Raw genomic sequence first — 18,147 nt, forward strand, 5'->3', positions numbered from 1 at the left:
CATTAATCGCTGATTTTTATATCTCAACAATGCCAATAAAAGATTTAGCGTCTATAATAAACCCAAAAATAAACAAAGAAATTTACGATATTGCATTAAATTTGCGCTATAGAGACTTTATAAGCGTGGGCCTATTGTACAAAAAACTACTTAGACAAGAAGCAGGTGCATGTAAAATACCAGACAATTGGATTTATGTGCAGGACAAAAGCATGGGTTTGGGCAGGCTGCAGCTGTTTAACAACTGGAGTCCGTTTATGGTGGCAGATGTGGATAATATAATTTGGCTGGGTTTAGAGTATTTTTGCAGCGAAGGAGACGCTTTGTGGAGCATGCCTGATAAAGGCTTAATTGACTTGGCGAAAGAAGAGCTTGAAAAAATTGGTATTGCAAAAAAAAGCGATTTGCTAGATGGCGCAGTCATTAAACAAAAGAAAGCTACCCTGCATACTTCGGCGCTTATGAAAAATTTAATAAAGTAAAAGGTTATTTTAACTTGTTTGAAAATTTATTCTTAGCTGGCAGAAATGGTATGCACCGCTACAACAACCAGGACCACTCAATGCTTAGCGCTAAAACAGCTCTAGATTGCATCATGCATAAAACAGACAAAAGCGCTATATGGAATATAAACGAGAGATGATAAATGCCACGAAGGCTAATTTTAAAGCATTAAAAAATCACTTTTAAAAACTTAAAAAATATGCCAAAAGCGCGTTTTATTTTTTGCACTTCTGGCATAAACAAAAAATCATTGGTGATTTATATACTGCTGTATCTTCTTAATATCTGCTTTGCCCTTAAAGGGTATGAAAAGAAAATACTAACCCCGCTAAATATATGCACAAGCCTGCTAAACGGCAAAAGCAAAAATAATGTAAGCCCCATAAATATGTGAAGTTTATAAATAAAAGGCATACCGTTTAGATAATTTACGGCACCTGCTTTAAACAAAACAATTGACTGCGCATAATTTCCAAAATTAACAAGCCAATCACCGTTTTTATCCAATAGGTAAGAATACGGCAGGCTCATCAACCCTGCGGCGACTGTTAGAAAAATCCACAACAAGACAACTAAATCCATTGTTGTAGAGGTATTGTACAATAAATCATTAAAAAACCGTCTGATAATAAGTATAATAGCGCCAATTATACAAATAATCCCAGATATTGAGCCAGCATAAATTTCTACAATCTGATGTGTCTTATCTGTTAAGCCAAAAAGTCCAAAAATATAGTGCGGCGTCAAAAGGCCACCCAAATGGCCAAAAAACAATGCAATAATGCCAATGTGAAATAGGTTGCTACCAAGTCTTAGCTGGTCTTTTTCCAATAACTCACTTGAGCTTGATTTCCAGTTTAAAGGCATATAAACAAACCTTACAAAACTGCCTACCACAAAAACAGCCAAAACAATGTATGGGTAAATGCCAAATAAAAAATAATCAAGGTAGCTCACTTAAAACCTCCTTTTTGGCTAATGCTTGAAAAACAAGCGCATAAGGACTATTTAAACCCTTTAGTTTTTTATAAATTTTATCAAAAACATCGCTGTAGCTATCAATTTCAGCTAACGCTTTATCTTTTTCAATCAAAGATAAATACTCTAAATAAATAGGCAGATAATCGGGCGTAGTATTTTGGGCTATGTTTAAGCCTTTTTGCGTGTACTTTTCAAGAAACTCAAGGAGATTTTTGCCTTTATTTTTATCATCGGCAAAATGCTCTAAAATATACAAACTGCACGCAGGTGTAAGATCAAAAATAAAAGTATAATCTTTTTGCAGCTCAATTAAATCTTCTGAATTTTGCATATAATCTATCAAAGGCTCTACAAAACCCAATTTACTGCTGTGCACAAAATTTTTTAACTCACTGCAGTGGCTTATAAGCTCATTATCTGGGTATAAAAGCAGCACAGAAAAAAGCTTGAAGGTTTTCATTTTTTTATGCTTTGGCTTTAAGTTTTATGTAGTATGCAATGGCAATTGAGACTACAGCCAATACCACAAATACTATAAAACCCTTTGCATACCCAGCGCTTTTATAGGCTGCAACAAACTCACCCATAATAGGCGGTATAACAAAACCGCCAAAAGCGCCAAGTCCGCCTACCCAGCCTGCTGCACCACCTATTGCACTACTTACAAGTTTTGGAACAAGCTTAAATACTGCAGCATTATTAACACCCATACCTACTGCAAGTATAATCTCTGATGCAACTGCTATGCCTATTGACTTAGCCAAAAACAAACCCAAAGCGCCAATACCCATAACTGTTAAAGAAATAATAGCTGTTGTTGATCCGCCAATTTTATCTGCTACTGCACCACCTAGTATGCGTATAATAGAAGTTAAAATAGAATACGTTGCAGTTAAAAGCCCTGCATACACAAGACTCAAACCAAAATATGATTTCCAGTATGTTGGAAACCATGCAGTTAGAGCCACAAAGCCGCCGAATGTTGTAAAGTATAAAATTACAAGCAGCCAGGTATTTAAGTTTTTAGCAGAAACAATTAAGCTTTCTATAAGGCTTTTTGATGGAAACAGCTCTTGACCTGATTGTTTTGCTTGCTCAAGCGCTTTTACAGGCTCTAAGCCCTTTTGCCTCAATTGGAAGTAAGGTGCATTTTTGCCTGTTATATAATACAAAATTGTCCCAACAATCAAAAACCCAAGCCAGATAAGGTAAGAGTTAAATAAGCCCAACCTGTGCAAAGCTACTGGCAGCAGGAAAGAAAAAATACCCGGTGCTAAATTGCCAACGCCTGCGTATGCGCCAAGGGCAAAACCTTGTTTTTTTTGGGAATACCAATAAGAAACCTGGCTAATCCCAACAGAAAAGATAGCGATACCGCTGCCGCTAAGCAGTCCAAACAACAGCAAAAATCCATATGCACCGCTTCTTAAATTATTAAACATAACCATATATATAACAACAGACAAACCCAAAAGCCCAACAATGGCAATTAACATTAAGATTAAAAATGGCTTCCTGCCTCCTGTGGTATCTACCCAAGCAGAAAACGGTATCCTAAGCAATGAACCCGATAATGCAGGCATCGCTACCAAAAGACCTACCATTGGCGGTGTTAGATGCAAAATATCTTTAAATTTTGCGGCGGTTGGCCCAAAAAGCGCAACAGCTGCAAAACCAAAAAAGAATCCCAGCGTAGCGCCAAACAAACCTGAAGCGGGTGTACCTTTTACTTGATCCATTTTAACCTCCAAAATCATTTTTTAAAAAACCCGTTAAGCCTTGACCTTTAAAATTATTTTCATCAAGCTCTCTGTGCGCTGTAGGTATACAAAAACGATCTTCATACTTTGCAATAGCAAGCAAATTGTACATTTTTTCAGCTTGTTCAATTGTCAATCCTACTGCTTTGAGCACATTATCGCTAACTATGCCTTCTACGTTTTTTTGCCTATTAAAAGATCTCAGTGCCAAAAGTTTTTTTAATGCCATTATTATAGGCTCTCTATTCGATGCACAAAACATATTTGCCAAATAATCTACTGGTAAACTCAGGTCCTCTATACTGCCAAAAACACTATCATCACTGAAGAGTTCTGGCTTGTTTATGATTGGAGACAGAGGCGGTATGTAAAAGTTCATTGGCAGTGTCCTAAACTCAGGATGAAGGCCAAATGCAATCTTCCACTCTACCACCATTTTATACACTGGCGAATTTTGCGCTGCTTCTATAAAATTTTGAGGTATACCATCAATTTGAGCCTGCTTTATGACGGCTTCATCAAATGGGTTTAAAAAAATACTCATCTGAGCTTCATAAAGTTCCTCTTTATTTTGAGTTTTAGCTATTTCTTCGATTTTTTCTTCGTCGTAGAGCAAAACGCCAATATAGCGGATTTTGCCCACACATGATTCTGAGCATACTGTGGGCTTTCCTACTTCTAAACGAGGGTAGCACAGTATACACTTTTCTGATTTTCCAGACTTGTAATTGTAGTAAATTTTTTTGTAGGGACATGCGCTAATGCACATACGCCAGCCTCTGCACTTATTTTGATCAATAAGCACAATACCATCTTCGTCCCTTTTGTATATAGCCCCCGATGGACAGCTTGCAACGCAGGCTGGGTTTAGGCAGTGGTTGCAGAGTCTTGGCAAATACATCATAAATGTGTTTTCAAACTCTGCATAAATCTCTTTTTGTAAATTTTGAAAATTATAATCCTGGGAGCGTTTTTCAAATTCCCCTGATAGGTCATCTTCCCAGTTTGGACCCCATTGTATTTCCATTTCTTTTTTTGTAATGCTTGATATAGGTTTTAGGGACGGAAAATACTCGTCTTTTGAGAGTTTCAAATACTCATAATCAAACTCAAAAGGCTCGTAATAGTCATTTAACTTTGGCATATAGGGATTTGCAAATATATTTAGCAAAATTGAGCTTCTTGAGCCTAAATTTAGTTTTAATTTATTATTTTCAAGCTTCCAGCCGCCTTTATACTGTGATTGATTTTCCCAACCTTTGGGGTAGCCTATGCCTGGTTTTGTTTCTACATTATTAAACCACGCATATTCTAAACCATCCCTTTTTGTCCATACATTTTTGCATGTAACAGAGCATGTGTGACAGCCAATGCATTTATCCAAATTTAAAACCATTGAAAGCTGCGCTTTTACCCTCATAGCGCCTCCTTTGTTTTTGTCATAGCCGACCAGGTAGGTTTTTCTAATTTTCTTACAATTACAAAATCATCCCTATTTGAGCCAATTGTGCCGTAATAATTAAACGAGTAAGACAATTGCGCATATCCGCCAATCATATGCAGAGGGTTTAATAATATTTTAATTACGCTGTTGTGGACACCACCCCTATTGTTAGTTCTGTTAGATATTGGTGTATTTATAACTTTATCCTGGGCGTGATACATAAAGGCGCTGCCTTTTGGGATTCTTTGACTTACAACCGCTCTTGCAACAACAACACCGTTTTTATTAAACGCTTCAATCCAATCATTGTCTTTGACACCTAAAGCTTTAGCGTCTGTTTCGCTAATCCATATATGCGGCCCACCTCTAGATAGGGTTTGTAGTATAAGTAAATCTACATATGTAGAGTGTATGCCAAATTTTTGGTGAGCTGTGCTCCATTTTAATGTTAGGGTATTTTCTCCACTTTCAATGTTTGTTAGGGATTGAGCATTAACGGGCGGTTTGTAAACAGCAAAATTTTCTCCAAATAACTGCATCCACTTATGGTCTTGATAAAACTGAATTCTACCTGTTAGCGTGCGCCACGGTATAAACTCATGCACATTTTGATAATTTGCGCTGTATGGTATATCTTTTGATTCAATACCGCTCCAGATTGGCGATGTAACTGTCCTTCTTGGCTGAACTTGTAAATCTTGAAATCTTAAACTATAATCAACAGGCGGTCTTACACTGTTGTGCAAACTGCCAGTTTTTTTTGATAGATTATCAAAAGCCTTATGAGAAACTTTTGCGTTGGTTTCTGGCGCTAACTCCAAAATTGCCTCGCACACTTGCCTTGCATATTCAATTTTTGGCCTATTATCTATTTCTCCATTTAGTCTCTTTAAAAACTCAACTTCATCTTTTGTATCCCAGCTTACACCTTTTGCACCATTGCCTACTTTTTCTAGTAATGGTCCAAGCGTAATGTACTGCTTGTAAACATTTGGGTAGTCTCTTTCAATAACGCTAATCGATGGAAAGTTTTTGCCAGGCACAATCTCAACATTATCAACTTTCCAGTCCTTTGGCTCAAATGCCTGAGCCAGTTCAGTTTTTGTATCGTGCATCTGGGGTGATAATACAAGCTCTTTTTGAACGCCTAAATAATCTTTTGCAAGCTCAGAAAACTTTTTTGAGAGTTCTTTAAAAATATCCCAATCGTCTTTGCTTTCCCACAGGGGGTCTAGCGCTTTTGAAAATGGGTGAATAAAAGGATGCATATCAGTTGTGCTTAAATCTTCCTTTTCATACCAGCTTGCAGTAGGAAGCACAATGTCTGAATATATGCAGGTAGTAGACATTCTAAAATCAAGTGTTACAAGCAGATCAAGCTTACCATCAACGGGCTCTCTCCAGACAATTTCTTTTGGTCTTTTTGATTCGTCTATTTCTTTTGCCAAAACACCAGATTTTGCACCCAGCAAGTGCTTTAAAAAGTACTCATGACCTTTTGAGCTTGCGCCAAGCAAATTTGACCGCCATACAAACATATTTCGCACAAAGTTAACCGGGTTGTCTGGATCTTCAAAAGCAAATCTTATCTTAGATTCTTTTAGGTTGTTTATTAGATACTCTTTGGGATCAATGTTTTGGGTTTGCGCTTCTTTTACTATTTCTATTGAGTTTTTATCCAAATAAGGTGCAGCGGGCAGCCATCCCATTCTAATTGCTTTTACATTAAAATCCGCTGGCGTGTAGTCTTTGTATGTACTTTCTGCCAAAGGCGACAATAAATCACCAATTTTTACATCTTCATATCTAAATTGGTCTGTATGAAAGTAATAAAACGATGTGGAGTTCATCTGCTTAGGCGGCCTATACCAATCAAGCCCAAATGCAACAGCACTCCAGCCTGCAAGCGGTCTTACCTTTTCCTGACCAACATAATGTGCCCAACCACCGCCTGATTGGCCTATGCAACCGCACATTGTAAGCATATTGATTACGCTTCTATAAATTGTATCCGTATAATAGTAATGATTAACACCAGCACCAATTATTACCATAGTTTTACCTTTTGTTAAAAGGGCATTTTTTGCAAATTCTCGTGCAATCTTAATAACAATTTCTTTTTTTACGCCGGTAATTTTTTCCTGCCAAGCTGGTGTATAGGCGCACTCGTCATCATAGCTTTTAGCGGTATTTGGGTCATTTAGGTTTCTATCAATCCCATAGTGGGAGGCTAACAAATCAAATACACTTGCGACTAAATACTCATTGTTATTTTTATTAATTTTTAGTGCTGGTACTTTTCTTTTAATAATAGAGCTATTTGTAAAATCTGGAAAGCCTACCTCAACAACATCGCTTGCCAAATCAATAAGACTTAACTTTGGGTCAATGTCTGTATCTGTTAGTGAGTCTTTTGTGTGTAAATTCCATTTACCATTGTCTTGGTATCTAAAACCGATACTGCCATTTATTACTGCAGGCTGTTTTGTGTTTGAATCAATGACAACGGTTTTCCAATCGTCTGATTCTGAGGCGTTAGCAATTGTATCAGAGGCTCTCAAAAATCTATCTGTAACAAAATAATCTCCTATGTTTTTCAAAATCACAAGATGCGGCATATCACTGTAGCGTTTTGCATAACTGCTAAAATAGTCATTGGTTGAATCTATATGAAATTCTTTAAAAATAACATGACCCATTGCAAGTGCAAGGCTTGCGTCTGTGCCAGGCCGCGGTGCCACCCATACATCGGCAAACTTTGAAGCTTCACTAAAGTCTGGCGATATTACGACTGTTTTTGTCCCTTTGTAGCGGGCTTCTGTGTAAAAATGTGCGTCTGGTCTTCTTGTTTGCGGCACATTTGAACCCCACAGCACTAAGTATGTGGAGTTGTACCAGTCAGCTGATTCTGGAACATCCGTTTGCTCGCCAAATACCTGCGGTGAAGAAGGCGGTAAATCGCAGTACCAATCGTAAAAACTACCAACCACGCCACCAATTAATGATAAATACCTAGCACCAGAGGCATAGCTCACCATACTCATAGCTGGAATTGGGCTGAAACCAAAAATTCTATCTGGACCGTATTTTTTAATTGTATAGATATTTGCCGCTACAATAATCTCAAGCGCTTCATCAAAATTAACCCTAACAAAACCACCAGCACCACGCTTTTGCTTGTAGAGCTTACTATCGCTTGACTCTACAACTGCCTTCCAGGCTTCTATTGGGTTTAGAGTTTTTCTTTTTTCTCTGTATAGCCTTAATAAATCGCTTCTAATCATAGGATGCTTTACGCGGTGAGGGCTATATAGGTAGCTTGAGTAGCTGCTCCCGCTTGGGCAACCGCGTGGCTCGTATTCTGGAAGACCAACTTGGGTTTGGGGGTAATCGTTTTGTTGAATCTCGTATGTAATAATGCCGTTTTTTACAAAAATTTGCCAGCTACAAGAACCTGTGCAGTTGACACCATGCGTGCTTCTTACTATTTTGTCATAAGCAAATCTATTTCTGTAGCCGTTTTCCCATGTTCTATCCTCATTTCTCGTTTCACTAAATTTGTCTGTGCTTTTGAGAGGCTTTTTAAAAAAAGAATATCGCTCTAGAAAACCCATATATCCCCCTTTTTTTTTGTCTGTTTTAATATAATATAGCAGCTTTTTTGAAAAAAAATTGACATATGTCAAAAATCTAAAAATTATCTTAAATTTTTTAATTAAGGTTTTTATTCAAAGAGAGCTTTCCTCATCCAAAAGCCTCCTTTGGCCTTCTAATTTTTTTATTTGCGATACATCCTGCATAACTTCCAATGTACCAAAATACTCTCCATTTTCATCATAAATGGGAAAATATATTATATATAAAAACTTATCCTGAAAATTAATCCAGAAATCAGCCGATTTTCGCTTCTTTGACTTAAAGTCATCCAGAATTTTTTGTACTAAATGCAAACTCTTTGGGGGATGGCATTTTTGCACTTTTCTGCCAATATCCAATTTTGTCCTTGCAAATGTCCTGCCTTCGCGCGGCAGATTAAAATACGCTACATTATCGTCTTTATCTACAAATGATACATCGCATGGCAGATTATCCAAAATTCTAAGCAATACATTGATATCTAAATCTTCAAAAAGCTCTAGTGTTGTTTCATTCATCTAAAACCTCCTGTGGCAGCTCAAAATAACCTAGCTCGTCCGATTCACTTTTTATATCAGCCCAATCTTTAGCAGAGAGCATATCAAGTGCTACGTTGTATAAAATTTCTTGTTCTTTTTTTGTATGCAAAGCAAATGTTTCAAGCATATACCTGTAATTTGCCACTAAGTGTTCTACAAAATCCTCATACTTTAATGATTCATGGTTTTCTAGCAATTTTTCAATGCGGTTTCTTGCCTGTTTCATATTTACATGGTCTTGCCACATAATTGATGGGGGCTCTTCAACTCCGTATTTTTCAATCACAGGAAAAAGCGTATTTTCTTGACGCGTATTGTGGTTATCTTCGGCTTGCTTTTGCAATTTTATTGTTTGAGCAAGCTGATTAATCACATTTAAAGCTTCAGTGTAGCTATTGTAATCTTTTAAGCTATTTGCCAATTCAAAGCCTTTTTCCATATACATCATAATTGTATCATGGTCTTTGATCAACCTATAAAGGGGATGATTTTTATCTATGCGCCGCCTTGAGCTTGAGATTTGTTCTTTAAATAATTCCATATGCACATCGCAGGCTTTCATTAAATCGTCTGTGGTGTAGCCTTCGTTTTTAAGTTCGCTTTCAACTACCGCAATAAGTACTGGGTCGGCCTTTTCTATCAAATCTTTAAAACGCTTTCTGGCTTCCTCGACATTTTCTTTATTGTAAATTTGCTTCAACACCGCTTTTAACTGAGTTTTTAACTCTTGCAGGTTGGAATCGCTTTGCTGTTTTGTATTTACAAAACCATTTTTTATACCACTTTCCACTATATCTAAAAATTCTTCAAAGCTGTAGCCACCCCTTGCAGCAACATGAGCTAAGTCTACCTTTGGTGCCATAAGCTGAGCGATTACTTTGTTTGTGAGCATTTTATACAGTGGATTTTTTGAATACAAGTAATCGGTAATATTTGGATAAGTTTGAGTAAGTTTACTAAACTTATCTTTTGGCTTATAATCAAGCATTTTTCACCTCTAAAAAAGGAGGGCTTCTCTTGCCCCCCTTAAAATAAAACTTACTTTCCCTGCATAATAAGTTCTAAGTCCTGCTGAACTCCACCGATGGGTTTTACATCAAAATTTTCTACAATTACCTTGGCCACATTTGGCGATAAAAATGCAGGTAGCTTAGGACCTAATCTTATACCTTTTACGCCCAAATACAAAAGTGCCAAAAACACAGTTACAGCTTTTTGCTCATACCAGGCTATATCGTAAGAAATCGGCAGCTTGTTTATATCATCAAGCCCAAAGGCTTCTTTTAGCTTCAGAGCAATTACAGCCAACGAATACGAATCGTTGCACTGGCCTGCATCTAAAACCCTTGGTATACCGTTTATGTCACCTAAATTTAGCTTATTGTAGCGGTATTTTGCACAACCTGCTGTTAAAATTACCGTATCTTTTGGCAAACTTTCTGCAATGTTAGTGTAGTATTTTCTTGTATTGTGCCTGCCATCGCAGCCTGCCATTACAACAAATCTCTTAATTGCACCAGAATTAACCGCTTCTATAACTTTATCGGCTAAAGCCATCACTTGATTGTGTGCAAAACCGCCTACGATTGTGCCACTTTCAATTTGTGTAGGTGGTGGGCATTTTTTTGCCATCTCAATAATCGGTGAAAAATCTTTTGATTTGCCGTCTTTTCTATCTGGTATGTGTTTTAAGCCTGGATGCCCTACAACGCCTGTTGTAAACACTCTGTCTTTGTAGGAGTCTTTGGGCGGCACAAGGCAGTTTGTCGTCATAAGTATTGGTCCATTAAACGATTCAAACTCTTTTGTCTGAAGCCACCATGCATTGCCGTAATTGCCTACAAAATGATCGTATTTTTTAAATTTTGGGTAGTAATTGGCTGGCAGCATCTCACCATGCGTGTATATGTCTACACCAGAATCTTTAGACTGCTCAAGCAGCTCTTCCATATCTTTTAAGTCATGGCCTGAGATTAATATGCCTGGCTTATTTTTTGTGCCTATATTTACCTGAGTGATTTCTGGGTTACCGTATGTAGCCGTGTTTGCCCTATCTAAAAGTTCCATCGTTTTAACCGAAAACTCACCCGTTTTCATAACAAGCGCAATTAGTTCATCTGCATTTAAATTTTTTGTCAAATCTGCAAGCGTATCTACCATAAAACTCGTAATCGACTCATCTTCAAAATCCAAAACACTTGCATGATCATAATAGGCTGCCATACCTTTTAGGCCATATACAATAAGTTCTTTTAGCGATCTTATGTCTTCGTTTGGTTCGCTTAAAACTCCTATGTTTTTAGAAAACTCAAGCGCTTTTTCTTTAGTTTCAAACTCATAAAGGTTTGATTTGGGTACGCTTTTTCCTTTAGAGGCTAAAAATGAACTAATCAATTTAGCCTGATTGTTTGTTTGCTTAATCTGCTCTATAACACGCTCATCATCAAAATTTACATTAGTAATTGTCATAAATAAGCTTTCGGATACAAACTTCCCAATAGGTTTTGGATCATACCCATTTGTTATAGCTTCTTTAGCAATAACCGACAGACCCTTTAAATTATAAATCAACACATCCATTAAATCAGATGTATGGTCTTCTTTACCGCACACACCTTTTTCTACACTGCAACCTGTGCCGTGCATTGCCTCTTGGCATTGATAACAAAACATTGCCATAAGAACCTCCTTCTTTATCTTCTTAATGATAGTTTAACGATTATTTTTTAAAATAAATTGATTAATGTCAAAAAACATGATAAAAACTATCAAGTTATTTCTGAAACTTCGATTATGTTTAATTAACAAACTCTACTCTTCTAGATCCCCTACTACTTTAAACTTCTCAAGCACTCTGTCATCATGTGGAGCATCTTCTATTTCGTCTGTTAAATCTGCACCTGCAGTGTGCTCACCCATATGATCACCACCTACCCACATGCCAGAATCGCTTAAATCATAGACTTTGCCTTTGTAAGCCACATAAACTGGTATTCCATTTTCGCCGTTGTATTTTTTTAATTCATCTTTCGTCATAACCCTTAGCCCTCCAAAGATATAGATTCTGTCGGACAGGATTCTTTTGCTTCTTCACAGCAGTTAGCATCGCAATTGTCAGCTATTACTCGTGCTTTTGAACCATCTTCATTCATCTCAAACACATCTGGGCACACATCCGCACATACACCGCAACCTATGCATGTTTGCTCATCAATTACAGCTCTCATAATTATGCCTCCATTTGATTAAATTTTATTCTTTAACTCTTCTATTTCTTTTTTGAGTTGCTTCTTTTCTAAAAAGCTTTGCGTTACATCCCTGATTATCGCACCAAAGCCTAATAGTTGTGAGTCTTGCTCGACAATTGCTATGCTAAAATCAATGGATATAGATTTATTATTTTTACCAATAGCAGGCACAGAGAGCAAGTCATCTGAATATTTGCTGATTTTTGATTTTACAGCATTAAAAAAACCATCCCAGTGCCTTTTTCTGTATTTTTCTGGTATTATAATATCAAGACTCTGGCCTAGAGCTTCTTTGGCGCTATATCCAAATATCTTTTCACATCCTCTGCTCCAAAGTCTAATAATACCTTGCGTATCGCAAAATAATACACAATCGCCTACACCGTTAAAGATCGATTCTAAAATCTGACAATTTTGACTCATACTCACCTCCTCTCAATGTATTCTATAAGCGCTTTTGCGTTATTTAAGGGGCTTTTGGATGAATAAACAAGCGTTATTATTTGGTTTTTAGCCCTTTCTAAGATAATGTCTAAAAATTCTTTTTTATTTTTTAATTCATCAAAGTAGCGCTTTTTAAACTCTTCCCATTTAGCTTCATCGTGCGCATACCATTTTCTTAGCTCGCTGCTTGGAGAAACTTCTTTGAGCCATAAATCTATATGTGCTTTTTGTTTTGAAACGCCTCTTGGCCAAAGTCTATCAACAAGTATTCTATAGCCGTCTGATTCTTCGTAATGCTCATATGCGCTTTTTAACTTTAGCATGGCCCCACCCTTTGCTCTAAATTAGCTCATATTCTTCGTTTATATGAAATACCATAACGGCTCTAGCCCATTCAAAACGCGATTTTGTTTTTTCAAAACGTTTTCCTTCAAATTCAAACACTGCAGTGCCTTTTAGCAAAAAACCAGCTCCCATATGGCTTATTCCCATTACTTCTTTCGAACCTATGATCATTTGAACTTCACCGCCATTTTGAATATTTTCTTGTGTCTTGTACAACCCGCCTACAGGAATTAAAAAATTATTATCTTCAACTTCTATGTAGCTGTTCCATGTTGATACCATGTGAACACCATCCCTCCCATTTGTCACAAAAGGTGCAGGACCCTCATATTTTAAAATCTCAAGTATTTTTTCATTCATTTGTTTTGTCTCCTATTTTAATATCCCGATTTCGCGGTGCTTGTCTGCAATTTTTTTGGCTAAAGCAGCTATTTGTTCAAAGTCTTTTGGCTTTGGCTTGCCTTTTATGTATACTGGCTCAAATAGCTCAACATTTAAATTAGCAAGATTGCTTTTGATGTGCTCAACACCTTTCCCGCCCCAGCCAAACGAACCGATTATACCTGCAAATTTGGTTTTTGGCCTTAGAGCATTTGCAAGATATGCGGTTGCGATTATCTTAGGGTGCACACCTGCTAGTATAAAAGGAGAGGCAAAAACAACAGTTGCAGCATCTACAAGATCCATGGCAATCTCTCCAAGACTCGCTTCAGCAATATTGTATGGTCTAGCATGGACACCTTGCTCAATTAAAATATCAGATAAATAGTCCACAAGCTCTTTAGTGCTGCCGTGCATTGATATATAAATTATTAAAGCTTCATTGTCTACATCATCTGATATCCATTTTTTGTGAGCATCAATAATAAATTGAGGATTTTTATATATTACGCCATGGCCAGGCAAAATCATGGAAGGATTTAGTTCTTCTACTTTCTGAACGTTTTTTTGAATATTTTTTCTAAATGGCATCATAATTTCTGCATAGTAGCGCTTTGCACCTTCATAAATTAGCTTTTCATCTTTTGGTCCAAATATTCTGCTTGTTGCTATATGAGAACCAAAAAAATCGCAGGTAAATAGCATCTTTTCTTCTACTAAATATGTAGACATAGTCTCTGGCCAATGAACCCAGGGTGTAAACATAAATTGCAAGGTTTTATCGCCTAAAGACAGCGTATCGTTATCATTTACAGTAATAAATTTATCTTCCTTAATCTCAAGTAAATCTATAAGAAGAGCCTTGCACTTTTCATTTGTAACTACCTTGGCGCTTGGATATTTTTCTAATACTGCGGGTATCGAACCAGAATGATCCTGTTCTGCATGATTTGCAATAACATAGTCTATTTCTTTAACATTCAATACATCTAAATTCCTTAAAAGCTCGTGTGTCTTGCACGGATCAACGGTATCAATTAAAGCCGTTTTTTGAGAACCAAATACAATATATGCATTGTAGCTAGTGCCTTTTGGTAACTCTAATAACTCATCAAAAATTGGCCTATCCCAATGTCTGGAACCTACATAATAAATACCTTCGATTACTTTCTGAACAGCCATTATATGCCTCCTTTAAAAAACACAGTATTATTACTAAAATATAGACAATTTTACTAACTTCAAGACAAACTTTATATATATTTTACGCATTCGACACAAACTTTTTTGCTATCTTTAATTTTTTAATATATTTTCGAGCCACAACATTTCCACATACTTGATAAACTTTTTAGTTAAAAACTCTTCTTTTTTGATTATCATCTATATCAATTTACCCAAAGTGCTTTTCATACACTGGATAGAGCTGTATCTCTTCCTTTGTCATTCTGATTTTTATCATGCTGTAAATCTTTCCAAAATCTCCTGCAAATTGAATATTATCTGCAATACCCGCTTTATATGTATCAAAGAAATTAACCACATCTTTAGAAATGTCTTCCATTTCTTTTTTAAACTTTAAAACATTTTCTTCTACATTAACGCCTAAATTTTTTGCTTCATCAAATTTTGAGTAAAGCAGCCTATCTTCTTTGTCTAAATGTGATAAAAACAAATTTTTGCTTTCAAAAAGTTTTTCTTTTACCTCCTTTCTACCTATATTGCGCAATTCATCAAGCAAAGAAAAAAGTTTTTTGTGTTCTTGTAAAAGCTCATCAATAAGCTTACTCATACTTAACCCTCCAATGTGATTTTTAACATTGTATATTTTTAAATGTAAAAGTATTTGACTTATGTCAAACATAAAGCAATAAAAATTTTAATGATTTAAAAACGTAACATTAACAAATTTTAATATTTGTCATTATCGTCTTTTTTAATTCTCTTACTATGCCGTTTGAAAATAAAAATATTGCAAGAAGTATTATATGAAAATTCTTCACCTGAACACGCAAAAAGGTTTTAGCAAGCAGCAGTTAATAGACCTAGCACAATGACTAAAGGAGCTTAGTATGACTCTATAATAGCTTGCACAGATGAGCTATCCAATTGCTGCACTTGATGCTAATAGCGCTCCACCTAGAAAGAAACTTAAAGCTATATGATTAAACTTTTTTCACATAGATACCTTACCCAAAAATAAACTTTTCACTGCTCACCTTACCTTCTTGATGCCGTATTTTAAATGATTAACCTCACAAACAAAATGTGATAAATGTCACAAATCTATATATTGACATATTCGGATATAATGATATATTTGGCAAAGGAGGTTTATATGCTTGATGAGTTTGTTAACAATATAAAAGCTTTATCGGACCCAAACCGAATAAGGATTTTAAATCTATTACTTCAAAGACAGCTTTGTGTATGCGAAATAATGCAAATTTTGGATATTAATCAGCCAAATGCTTCCAATCACCTTAATATCCTGAAACTAAACGGTTTTATCAAAATAGTAAAGAAAGGTAGATGGTCTTATTATTTCATAAACCCAAAAAAAGAAGATTTGATTGACGATATATTAAAGTTGATAAAATACATACAAGACGATGAAACTATACTTAGCGATAATCAAAAACTCAAGAATCTAAGTAAAGATTTATGTAAAATAGGAGAATAATTAATGCTAAAAAGTGCTATTGAAAAGCTGCATAACTTTAGACTACTGCCTATTTTTGTAATTATATCTATGGTTATTGGGATAGGCATTGGAAAACTCTATGGAATATCAAATTTTACTGTCACACCACCGATTGATGCAATAATTGCTATATTTAAAGGACACTATGAGTTTAACTTGCCAAATATATTAGCCTTAGGCATAATAATAGGTCTTTTTATGATGATTTATCCTGCAATGGCAAAAATTAAATTCGAAGATTTAGGAAAGGCTGCAAAGTCTCCAAAGCAGCTTTTTTTAGTCATGTTCTTTGATTATGCCATAGCACCTTTTTTAATGTTTGCCTTGGCAAAAATATTCTTAAGCGGTGATCCTAATTTATATACAGGGTTGGTATTATACGGTATAGCCCCATGTATCGCCATGGTTATAGTTTTTACTTATTTAGCAAAAGGCAATACACCACTTGCAATCGTACTTGTAGCGGTAAACTCAATTATACAGATGGTTTTACTGCCAATCTATGCCAAGTTTCTCTTGGGAAATATTAATTTTAGCGTAACTATCGTTGCCGAAAGTGTTATTTTATATTTAGGTCTACCTCTTATTGCAGGTATTTTAACAAGAATACTGGGCGTTAAGAGAAAAGGAGAACAGTGGTTTGAGAAAATAAAATTTTATCTTGATACCATGTCTATCGTTGGCTTGCTTTTAACACTTATTGTAATGTTTGCCCTAAAAGGAGACCTAATTTTGAAAAATCCGTTGTTTGTTGTGCAAATGGCAATCCCAATGATAATTTTCTTTTTTATTATGTTTGTTGGTGCTTATTTGGTAAGCTGGAAATTTAAATTAAACTATGAAGATTCTGTTGCTGTAGCGTTCAACTCTACCGGAAGAGATTTCGAGATAGCAATATCTATTGCAATTACAGCTTTTAACCCAACAGTGGCGCTGGCCACCGTCATTGGTCCCCTTATTGAGGTGCCTGTAATGCTTGCACTTGTATGGTTTGCAACCAAAACAAAATCTAAATTGTTTGGATGAAGTATATGAAAAGAAAAAGATTGTGTCACTGCTGGTGGGATGGCTGGGGATACGCAGTTTTAGAATAACTTTTCTAATTTCGGAGGTGATTTATGTCAAAAAACTGGTATCCCATTATAAATTACAAAAAATGCACAAAGTGTTTGGAATGCGTAAAGTTTTGCCCACATGATGTATTGTTTGAAGAAGACGGCAAACCTGTTGTAAAGAATCCAAACCTTTGTGTTGATTATTGCAGAGGTTGCCAAAAAGGCGCGTGTGATTTTGGCGCTATATCTTACGGAGGTGCTTATGCAACCTAAAAAAGGATTCTTGTTATGCGTATGTCAAGGAACATGTCCTTCATTTCACAGCATGAATGTATTTGAAGTGTTAAATGAATTAAGAAAAGATAAAATATTTGATTTTGTGGCGCTGCACCCTCAACTATGCGCAGATGATGGCGATGAATTCTTAAAAACACTCCTTTCTAATAAAAATATTGATGAAATCTACATAGCTGGATGCGACCCTAGGATGCAGCAAAAGATGTTTAAAGATGCAATAAAAGAAGCCCAATTTGATAATTTAAAACACCACGCTGTCGATATTAGAAACATGGATACAACTTCAGCAATTGAGGCTATAAAAAATTTAGCAAATGAAAAAGTTCAATAAAAAAGGAGATAAAAAATGCAAAACCCATCTGTAGATGAAATCTTAAGTTTCATGGCAAAGAAATTAGGCGGTCAAGAAAACATACCAAATGCAATACGCTATGCAAAAGTTTGTGCTCCAGAACTTATTTACCATGTGGCTTTCAGCTCAAAAAATAGTGTTGGAGATGAAAATTCACCATTTGATGAAAAAACACGCACCCTAATCTTTCTTGCTGTAGCGTTGGCTATGAAAGACACAGAATGTATAAAGACACAGCTAAACGCAGCTCTAACTCTGGGAGCGACAAAAGAAGAGCTAATTGCCCTAATCAAAATAGTAAAACATGCTGCACACTCAAGCGTTATAGGCTTCGCAGAACCCATCTTAGAATCCCTATCCAAGTAAACCCCATTTGGCAATACTGGAATACCCCAGCCCGGTATTGCCAAAATATAAATTTTTCTTGACTAAATTGTAATTGTTATAATATAATAAC

General features: G+C 36.0%; 22 protein-coding genes. 7 read left to right on the forward strand and 15 right to left on the reverse strand.

All coding sequences use genetic code 11. The features are described 5' to 3' along the window. The first annotated feature begins 29 nt into the window (after positions 1-29). Both DESAMIL20_RS10585 and DESAMIL20_RS10590 read left to right on the forward strand, forming a co-directional pair. Positions 30-482, forward strand: a complete 453-nt coding sequence (locus tag DESAMIL20_RS10585; RefSeq protein WP_204218577.1) for a hypothetical protein — start codon at positions 30-32, stop codon at positions 480-482. A 14-nt stretch (positions 483-496) separates the two neighbouring features. Further along, entirely contained in the window at positions 497-643 is a 147-nt protein-coding gene (locus DESAMIL20_RS10590; protein ID WP_204218578.1) for a hypothetical protein, read from the forward strand. 119 nt (positions 644-762) lie between these two features. Here the strand turns inward: DESAMIL20_RS10590 and narI are convergent, their stop codons facing one another. From narI to DESAMIL20_RS06635, 15 genes are all read right to left on the reverse strand, one after another. After that, positions 763-1,461 carry a respiratory nitrate reductase subunit gamma gene (narI, locus tag DESAMIL20_RS06565; RefSeq protein ID WP_086034007.1) on the reverse strand — a complete coding sequence of 233 codons (699 nt, stop codon included), beginning with the start codon at positions 1,459-1,461 and terminating at the stop codon, positions 763-765. Continuing rightward, positions 1,448-1,945 carry a nitrate reductase molybdenum cofactor assembly chaperone gene (gene narJ, locus DESAMIL20_RS06570; RefSeq protein ID WP_086034008.1) on the reverse strand — a complete coding sequence of 166 codons (498 nt, stop codon included), beginning with the start codon at positions 1,943-1,945 and terminating at the stop codon, positions 1,448-1,450. The genes narI and narJ overlap by 14 nt, the downstream gene beginning before the upstream one ends. Positions 1,946-1,949: 4 nt before the next feature. Then, complete coding sequence (locus DESAMIL20_RS06575) at positions 1,950-3,224, reverse strand: MFS transporter (protein WP_086034009.1); 1,275 nt, start codon at positions 3,222-3,224, stop codon at positions 1,950-1,952. A gap of 1 nt (position 3,225) precedes the next feature. Continuing rightward, positions 3,226-4,665 carry a nitrate reductase subunit beta gene (narH, locus tag DESAMIL20_RS06580; RefSeq protein WP_086034010.1) on the reverse strand — a complete coding sequence of 480 codons (1,440 nt, stop codon included), beginning with the start codon at positions 4,663-4,665 and terminating at the stop codon, positions 3,226-3,228. After that, complete coding sequence (locus DESAMIL20_RS06585; protein ID WP_086034011.1) at positions 4,662-8,303, reverse strand: nitrate reductase subunit alpha; 3,642 nt, start codon at positions 8,301-8,303, stop codon at positions 4,662-4,664. Before DESAMIL20_RS06585 ends, narH begins: the two co-directional genes overlap by 4 nt. Positions 8,304-8,417: 114 nt before the next feature. Continuing rightward, a complete protein-coding gene (locus tag DESAMIL20_RS06590; protein ID WP_086034012.1) occupies positions 8,418-8,843 on the reverse strand; it encodes a PAS domain-containing protein in 426 nt (141 codons plus the stop codon). Continuing rightward, the gene (locus DESAMIL20_RS06595; RefSeq protein ID WP_086034013.1) at positions 8,836-9,852 is read right to left on the reverse strand and encodes a DUF438 domain-containing protein; all 1,017 of its coding nucleotides are present in this window, start codon (positions 9,850-9,852) and stop codon (positions 8,836-8,838) included. Before DESAMIL20_RS06595 ends, DESAMIL20_RS06590 begins: the two co-directional genes overlap by 8 nt. Positions 9,853-9,902: 50 nt before the next feature. Continuing rightward, entirely contained in the window at positions 9,903-11,537 is a 1,635-nt protein-coding gene (gene hcp, locus DESAMIL20_RS06600) for a hydroxylamine reductase (protein ID WP_162287161.1), read from the reverse strand. A gap of 138 nt (positions 11,538-11,675) precedes the next feature. Then, on the reverse strand, positions 11,676-11,900 hold the full coding sequence (locus DESAMIL20_RS06605; RefSeq protein WP_086034015.1) for a cytochrome b5 domain-containing protein: 225 nt from the start codon (positions 11,898-11,900) through the stop codon (positions 11,676-11,678). 5 nt (positions 11,901-11,905) lie between these two features. Next, positions 11,906-12,091, reverse strand: a complete 186-nt coding sequence (locus DESAMIL20_RS06610) for a ferredoxin (RefSeq protein ID WP_086034016.1) — start codon at positions 12,089-12,091, stop codon at positions 11,906-11,908. An 18-nt stretch (positions 12,092-12,109) separates the two neighbouring features. Beyond that, on the reverse strand, positions 12,110-12,535 hold the full coding sequence (locus DESAMIL20_RS06615; RefSeq protein ID WP_086034017.1) for a PAS domain S-box protein: 426 nt from the start codon (positions 12,533-12,535) through the stop codon (positions 12,110-12,112). Positions 12,536-12,537: 2 nt separating this feature from the next. Continuing rightward, positions 12,538-12,879 carry a DUF488 domain-containing protein gene (locus DESAMIL20_RS06620; RefSeq protein ID WP_086034018.1) on the reverse strand — a complete coding sequence of 114 codons (342 nt, stop codon included), beginning with the start codon at positions 12,877-12,879 and terminating at the stop codon, positions 12,538-12,540. 16 nt (positions 12,880-12,895) lie between these two features. Further along, complete coding sequence (locus tag DESAMIL20_RS06625) at positions 12,896-13,261, reverse strand: hypothetical protein (RefSeq protein ID WP_086034019.1); 366 nt, start codon at positions 13,259-13,261, stop codon at positions 12,896-12,898. Between the two features lie 12 nt (positions 13,262-13,273). After that, complete coding sequence (locus tag DESAMIL20_RS06630; protein WP_086034020.1) at positions 13,274-14,464, reverse strand: FprA family A-type flavoprotein; 1,191 nt, start codon at positions 14,462-14,464, stop codon at positions 13,274-13,276. A 211-nt stretch (positions 14,465-14,675) separates the two neighbouring features. After that, complete coding sequence (locus DESAMIL20_RS06635; protein ID WP_158090546.1) at positions 14,676-15,074, reverse strand: hemerythrin domain-containing protein; 399 nt, start codon at positions 15,072-15,074, stop codon at positions 14,676-14,678. 546 nt (positions 15,075-15,620) lie between these two features. Here DESAMIL20_RS06635 and DESAMIL20_RS06640 point away from each other — a divergent pair. From DESAMIL20_RS06640 to DESAMIL20_RS06660, 5 genes are all read left to right on the forward strand, one after another. Further along, a complete protein-coding gene (locus DESAMIL20_RS06640; RefSeq protein ID WP_086034022.1) occupies positions 15,621-15,965 on the forward strand; it encodes an ArsR/SmtB family transcription factor in 345 nt (114 codons plus the stop codon). 3 nt (positions 15,966-15,968) lie between these two features. Next, on the forward strand, positions 15,969-17,012 hold the full coding sequence (locus DESAMIL20_RS06645; protein WP_086034023.1) for an arsenic resistance protein: 1,044 nt from the start codon (positions 15,969-15,971) through the stop codon (positions 17,010-17,012). A gap of 92 nt (positions 17,013-17,104) precedes the next feature. Next, positions 17,105-17,314 carry an ATP-binding protein gene (locus DESAMIL20_RS06650; RefSeq protein ID WP_086034024.1) on the forward strand — a complete coding sequence of 70 codons (210 nt, stop codon included), beginning with the start codon at positions 17,105-17,107 and terminating at the stop codon, positions 17,312-17,314. Further along, on the forward strand, positions 17,304-17,669 hold the full coding sequence (locus DESAMIL20_RS06655; RefSeq protein ID WP_086034025.1) for a heterodisulfide reductase subunit A-like protein: 366 nt from the start codon (positions 17,304-17,306) through the stop codon (positions 17,667-17,669). The genes DESAMIL20_RS06650 and DESAMIL20_RS06655 overlap by 11 nt, the downstream gene beginning before the upstream one ends. 15 nt (positions 17,670-17,684) lie before the next feature. Further along, positions 17,685-18,056, forward strand: a complete 372-nt coding sequence (locus DESAMIL20_RS06660; RefSeq protein WP_086034026.1) for a carboxymuconolactone decarboxylase family protein — start codon at positions 17,685-17,687, stop codon at positions 18,054-18,056. The last annotated feature ends 91 nt before the right edge of the window (positions 18,057-18,147 follow it).

The sequence above is a fragment of the Desulfurella amilsii genome, from assembly GCF_002119425.1.
GTDB classification, from domain to species: domain Bacteria; phylum Campylobacterota_A; class Desulfurellia; order Desulfurellales; family Desulfurellaceae; genus Desulfurella; species Desulfurella amilsii.

Bases quoted from the DNA above. Each gene is read 5' to 3' on its own strand.
- DESAMIL20_RS06660 (WP_086034026.1), top strand. From the start codon at position 17,685: ATGCAAAACCCATCTGTAGATGAAATCTTAAGTTTCATGGCAAAGAAA.
- DESAMIL20_RS06635 (WP_158090546.1), bottom strand. From the start codon at position 15,074: ATGAGTAAGCTTATTGATGAGCTTTTACAAGAACACAAAAAACTTTTT.
- DESAMIL20_RS06590 (WP_086034012.1), bottom strand. From the start codon at position 8,843: ATGAATGAAACAACACTAGAGCTTTTTGAAGATTTAGATATCAATGTA.
- DESAMIL20_RS06640 (WP_086034022.1), top strand. From the start codon at position 15,621: ATGCTTGATGAGTTTGTTAACAATATAAAAGCTTTATCGGACCCAAAC.
- narJ (WP_086034008.1), bottom strand. From the start codon at position 1,945: ATGAAAACCTTCAAGCTTTTTTCTGTGCTGCTTTTATACCCAGATAAT.
- DESAMIL20_RS06615 (WP_086034017.1), bottom strand. From the start codon at position 12,535: ATGAGTCAAAATTGTCAGATTTTAGAATCGATCTTTAACGGTGTAGGC.
- DESAMIL20_RS06620 (WP_086034018.1), bottom strand. From the start codon at position 12,879: ATGCTAAAGTTAAAAAGCGCATATGAGCATTACGAAGAATCAGACGGC.
- DESAMIL20_RS06575 (WP_086034009.1), bottom strand. From the start codon at position 3,224: ATGGATCAAGTAAAAGGTACACCCGCTTCAGGTTTGTTTGGCGCTACG.
- DESAMIL20_RS06610 (WP_086034016.1), bottom strand. From the start codon at position 12,091: ATGAGAGCTGTAATTGATGAGCAAACATGCATAGGTTGCGGTGTATGT.
- DESAMIL20_RS06625 (WP_086034019.1), bottom strand. From the start codon at position 13,261: ATGAATGAAAAAATACTTGAGATTTTAAAATATGAGGGTCCTGCACCT.
- DESAMIL20_RS06645 (WP_086034023.1), top strand. From the start codon at position 15,969: ATGCTAAAAAGTGCTATTGAAAAGCTGCATAACTTTAGACTACTGCCT.
- narH (WP_086034010.1), bottom strand. From the start codon at position 4,665: ATGAGGGTAAAAGCGCAGCTTTCAATGGTTTTAAATTTGGATAAATGC.
- DESAMIL20_RS06585 (WP_086034011.1), bottom strand. From the start codon at position 8,303: ATGGGTTTTCTAGAGCGATATTCTTTTTTTAAAAAGCCTCTCAAAAGC.
- DESAMIL20_RS06630 (WP_086034020.1), bottom strand. From the start codon at position 14,464: ATGGCTGTTCAGAAAGTAATCGAAGGTATTTATTATGTAGGTTCCAGA.
- DESAMIL20_RS06605 (WP_086034015.1), bottom strand. From the start codon at position 11,900: ATGACGAAAGATGAATTAAAAAAATACAACGGCGAAAATGGAATACCA.
- DESAMIL20_RS06595 (WP_086034013.1), bottom strand. From the start codon at position 9,852: ATGCTTGATTATAAGCCAAAAGATAAGTTTAGTAAACTTACTCAAACT.
- DESAMIL20_RS06650 (WP_086034024.1), top strand. From the start codon at position 17,105: ATGTCAAAAAACTGGTATCCCATTATAAATTACAAAAAATGCACAAAG.
- DESAMIL20_RS06655 (WP_086034025.1), top strand. From the start codon at position 17,304: ATGCAACCTAAAAAAGGATTCTTGTTATGCGTATGTCAAGGAACATGT.
- DESAMIL20_RS10585 (WP_204218577.1), top strand. From the start codon at position 30: ATGCCAATAAAAGATTTAGCGTCTATAATAAACCCAAAAATAAACAAA.
- hcp (WP_162287161.1), bottom strand. From the start codon at position 11,537: ATGTTTTGTTATCAATGCCAAGAGGCAATGCACGGCACAGGTTGCAGT.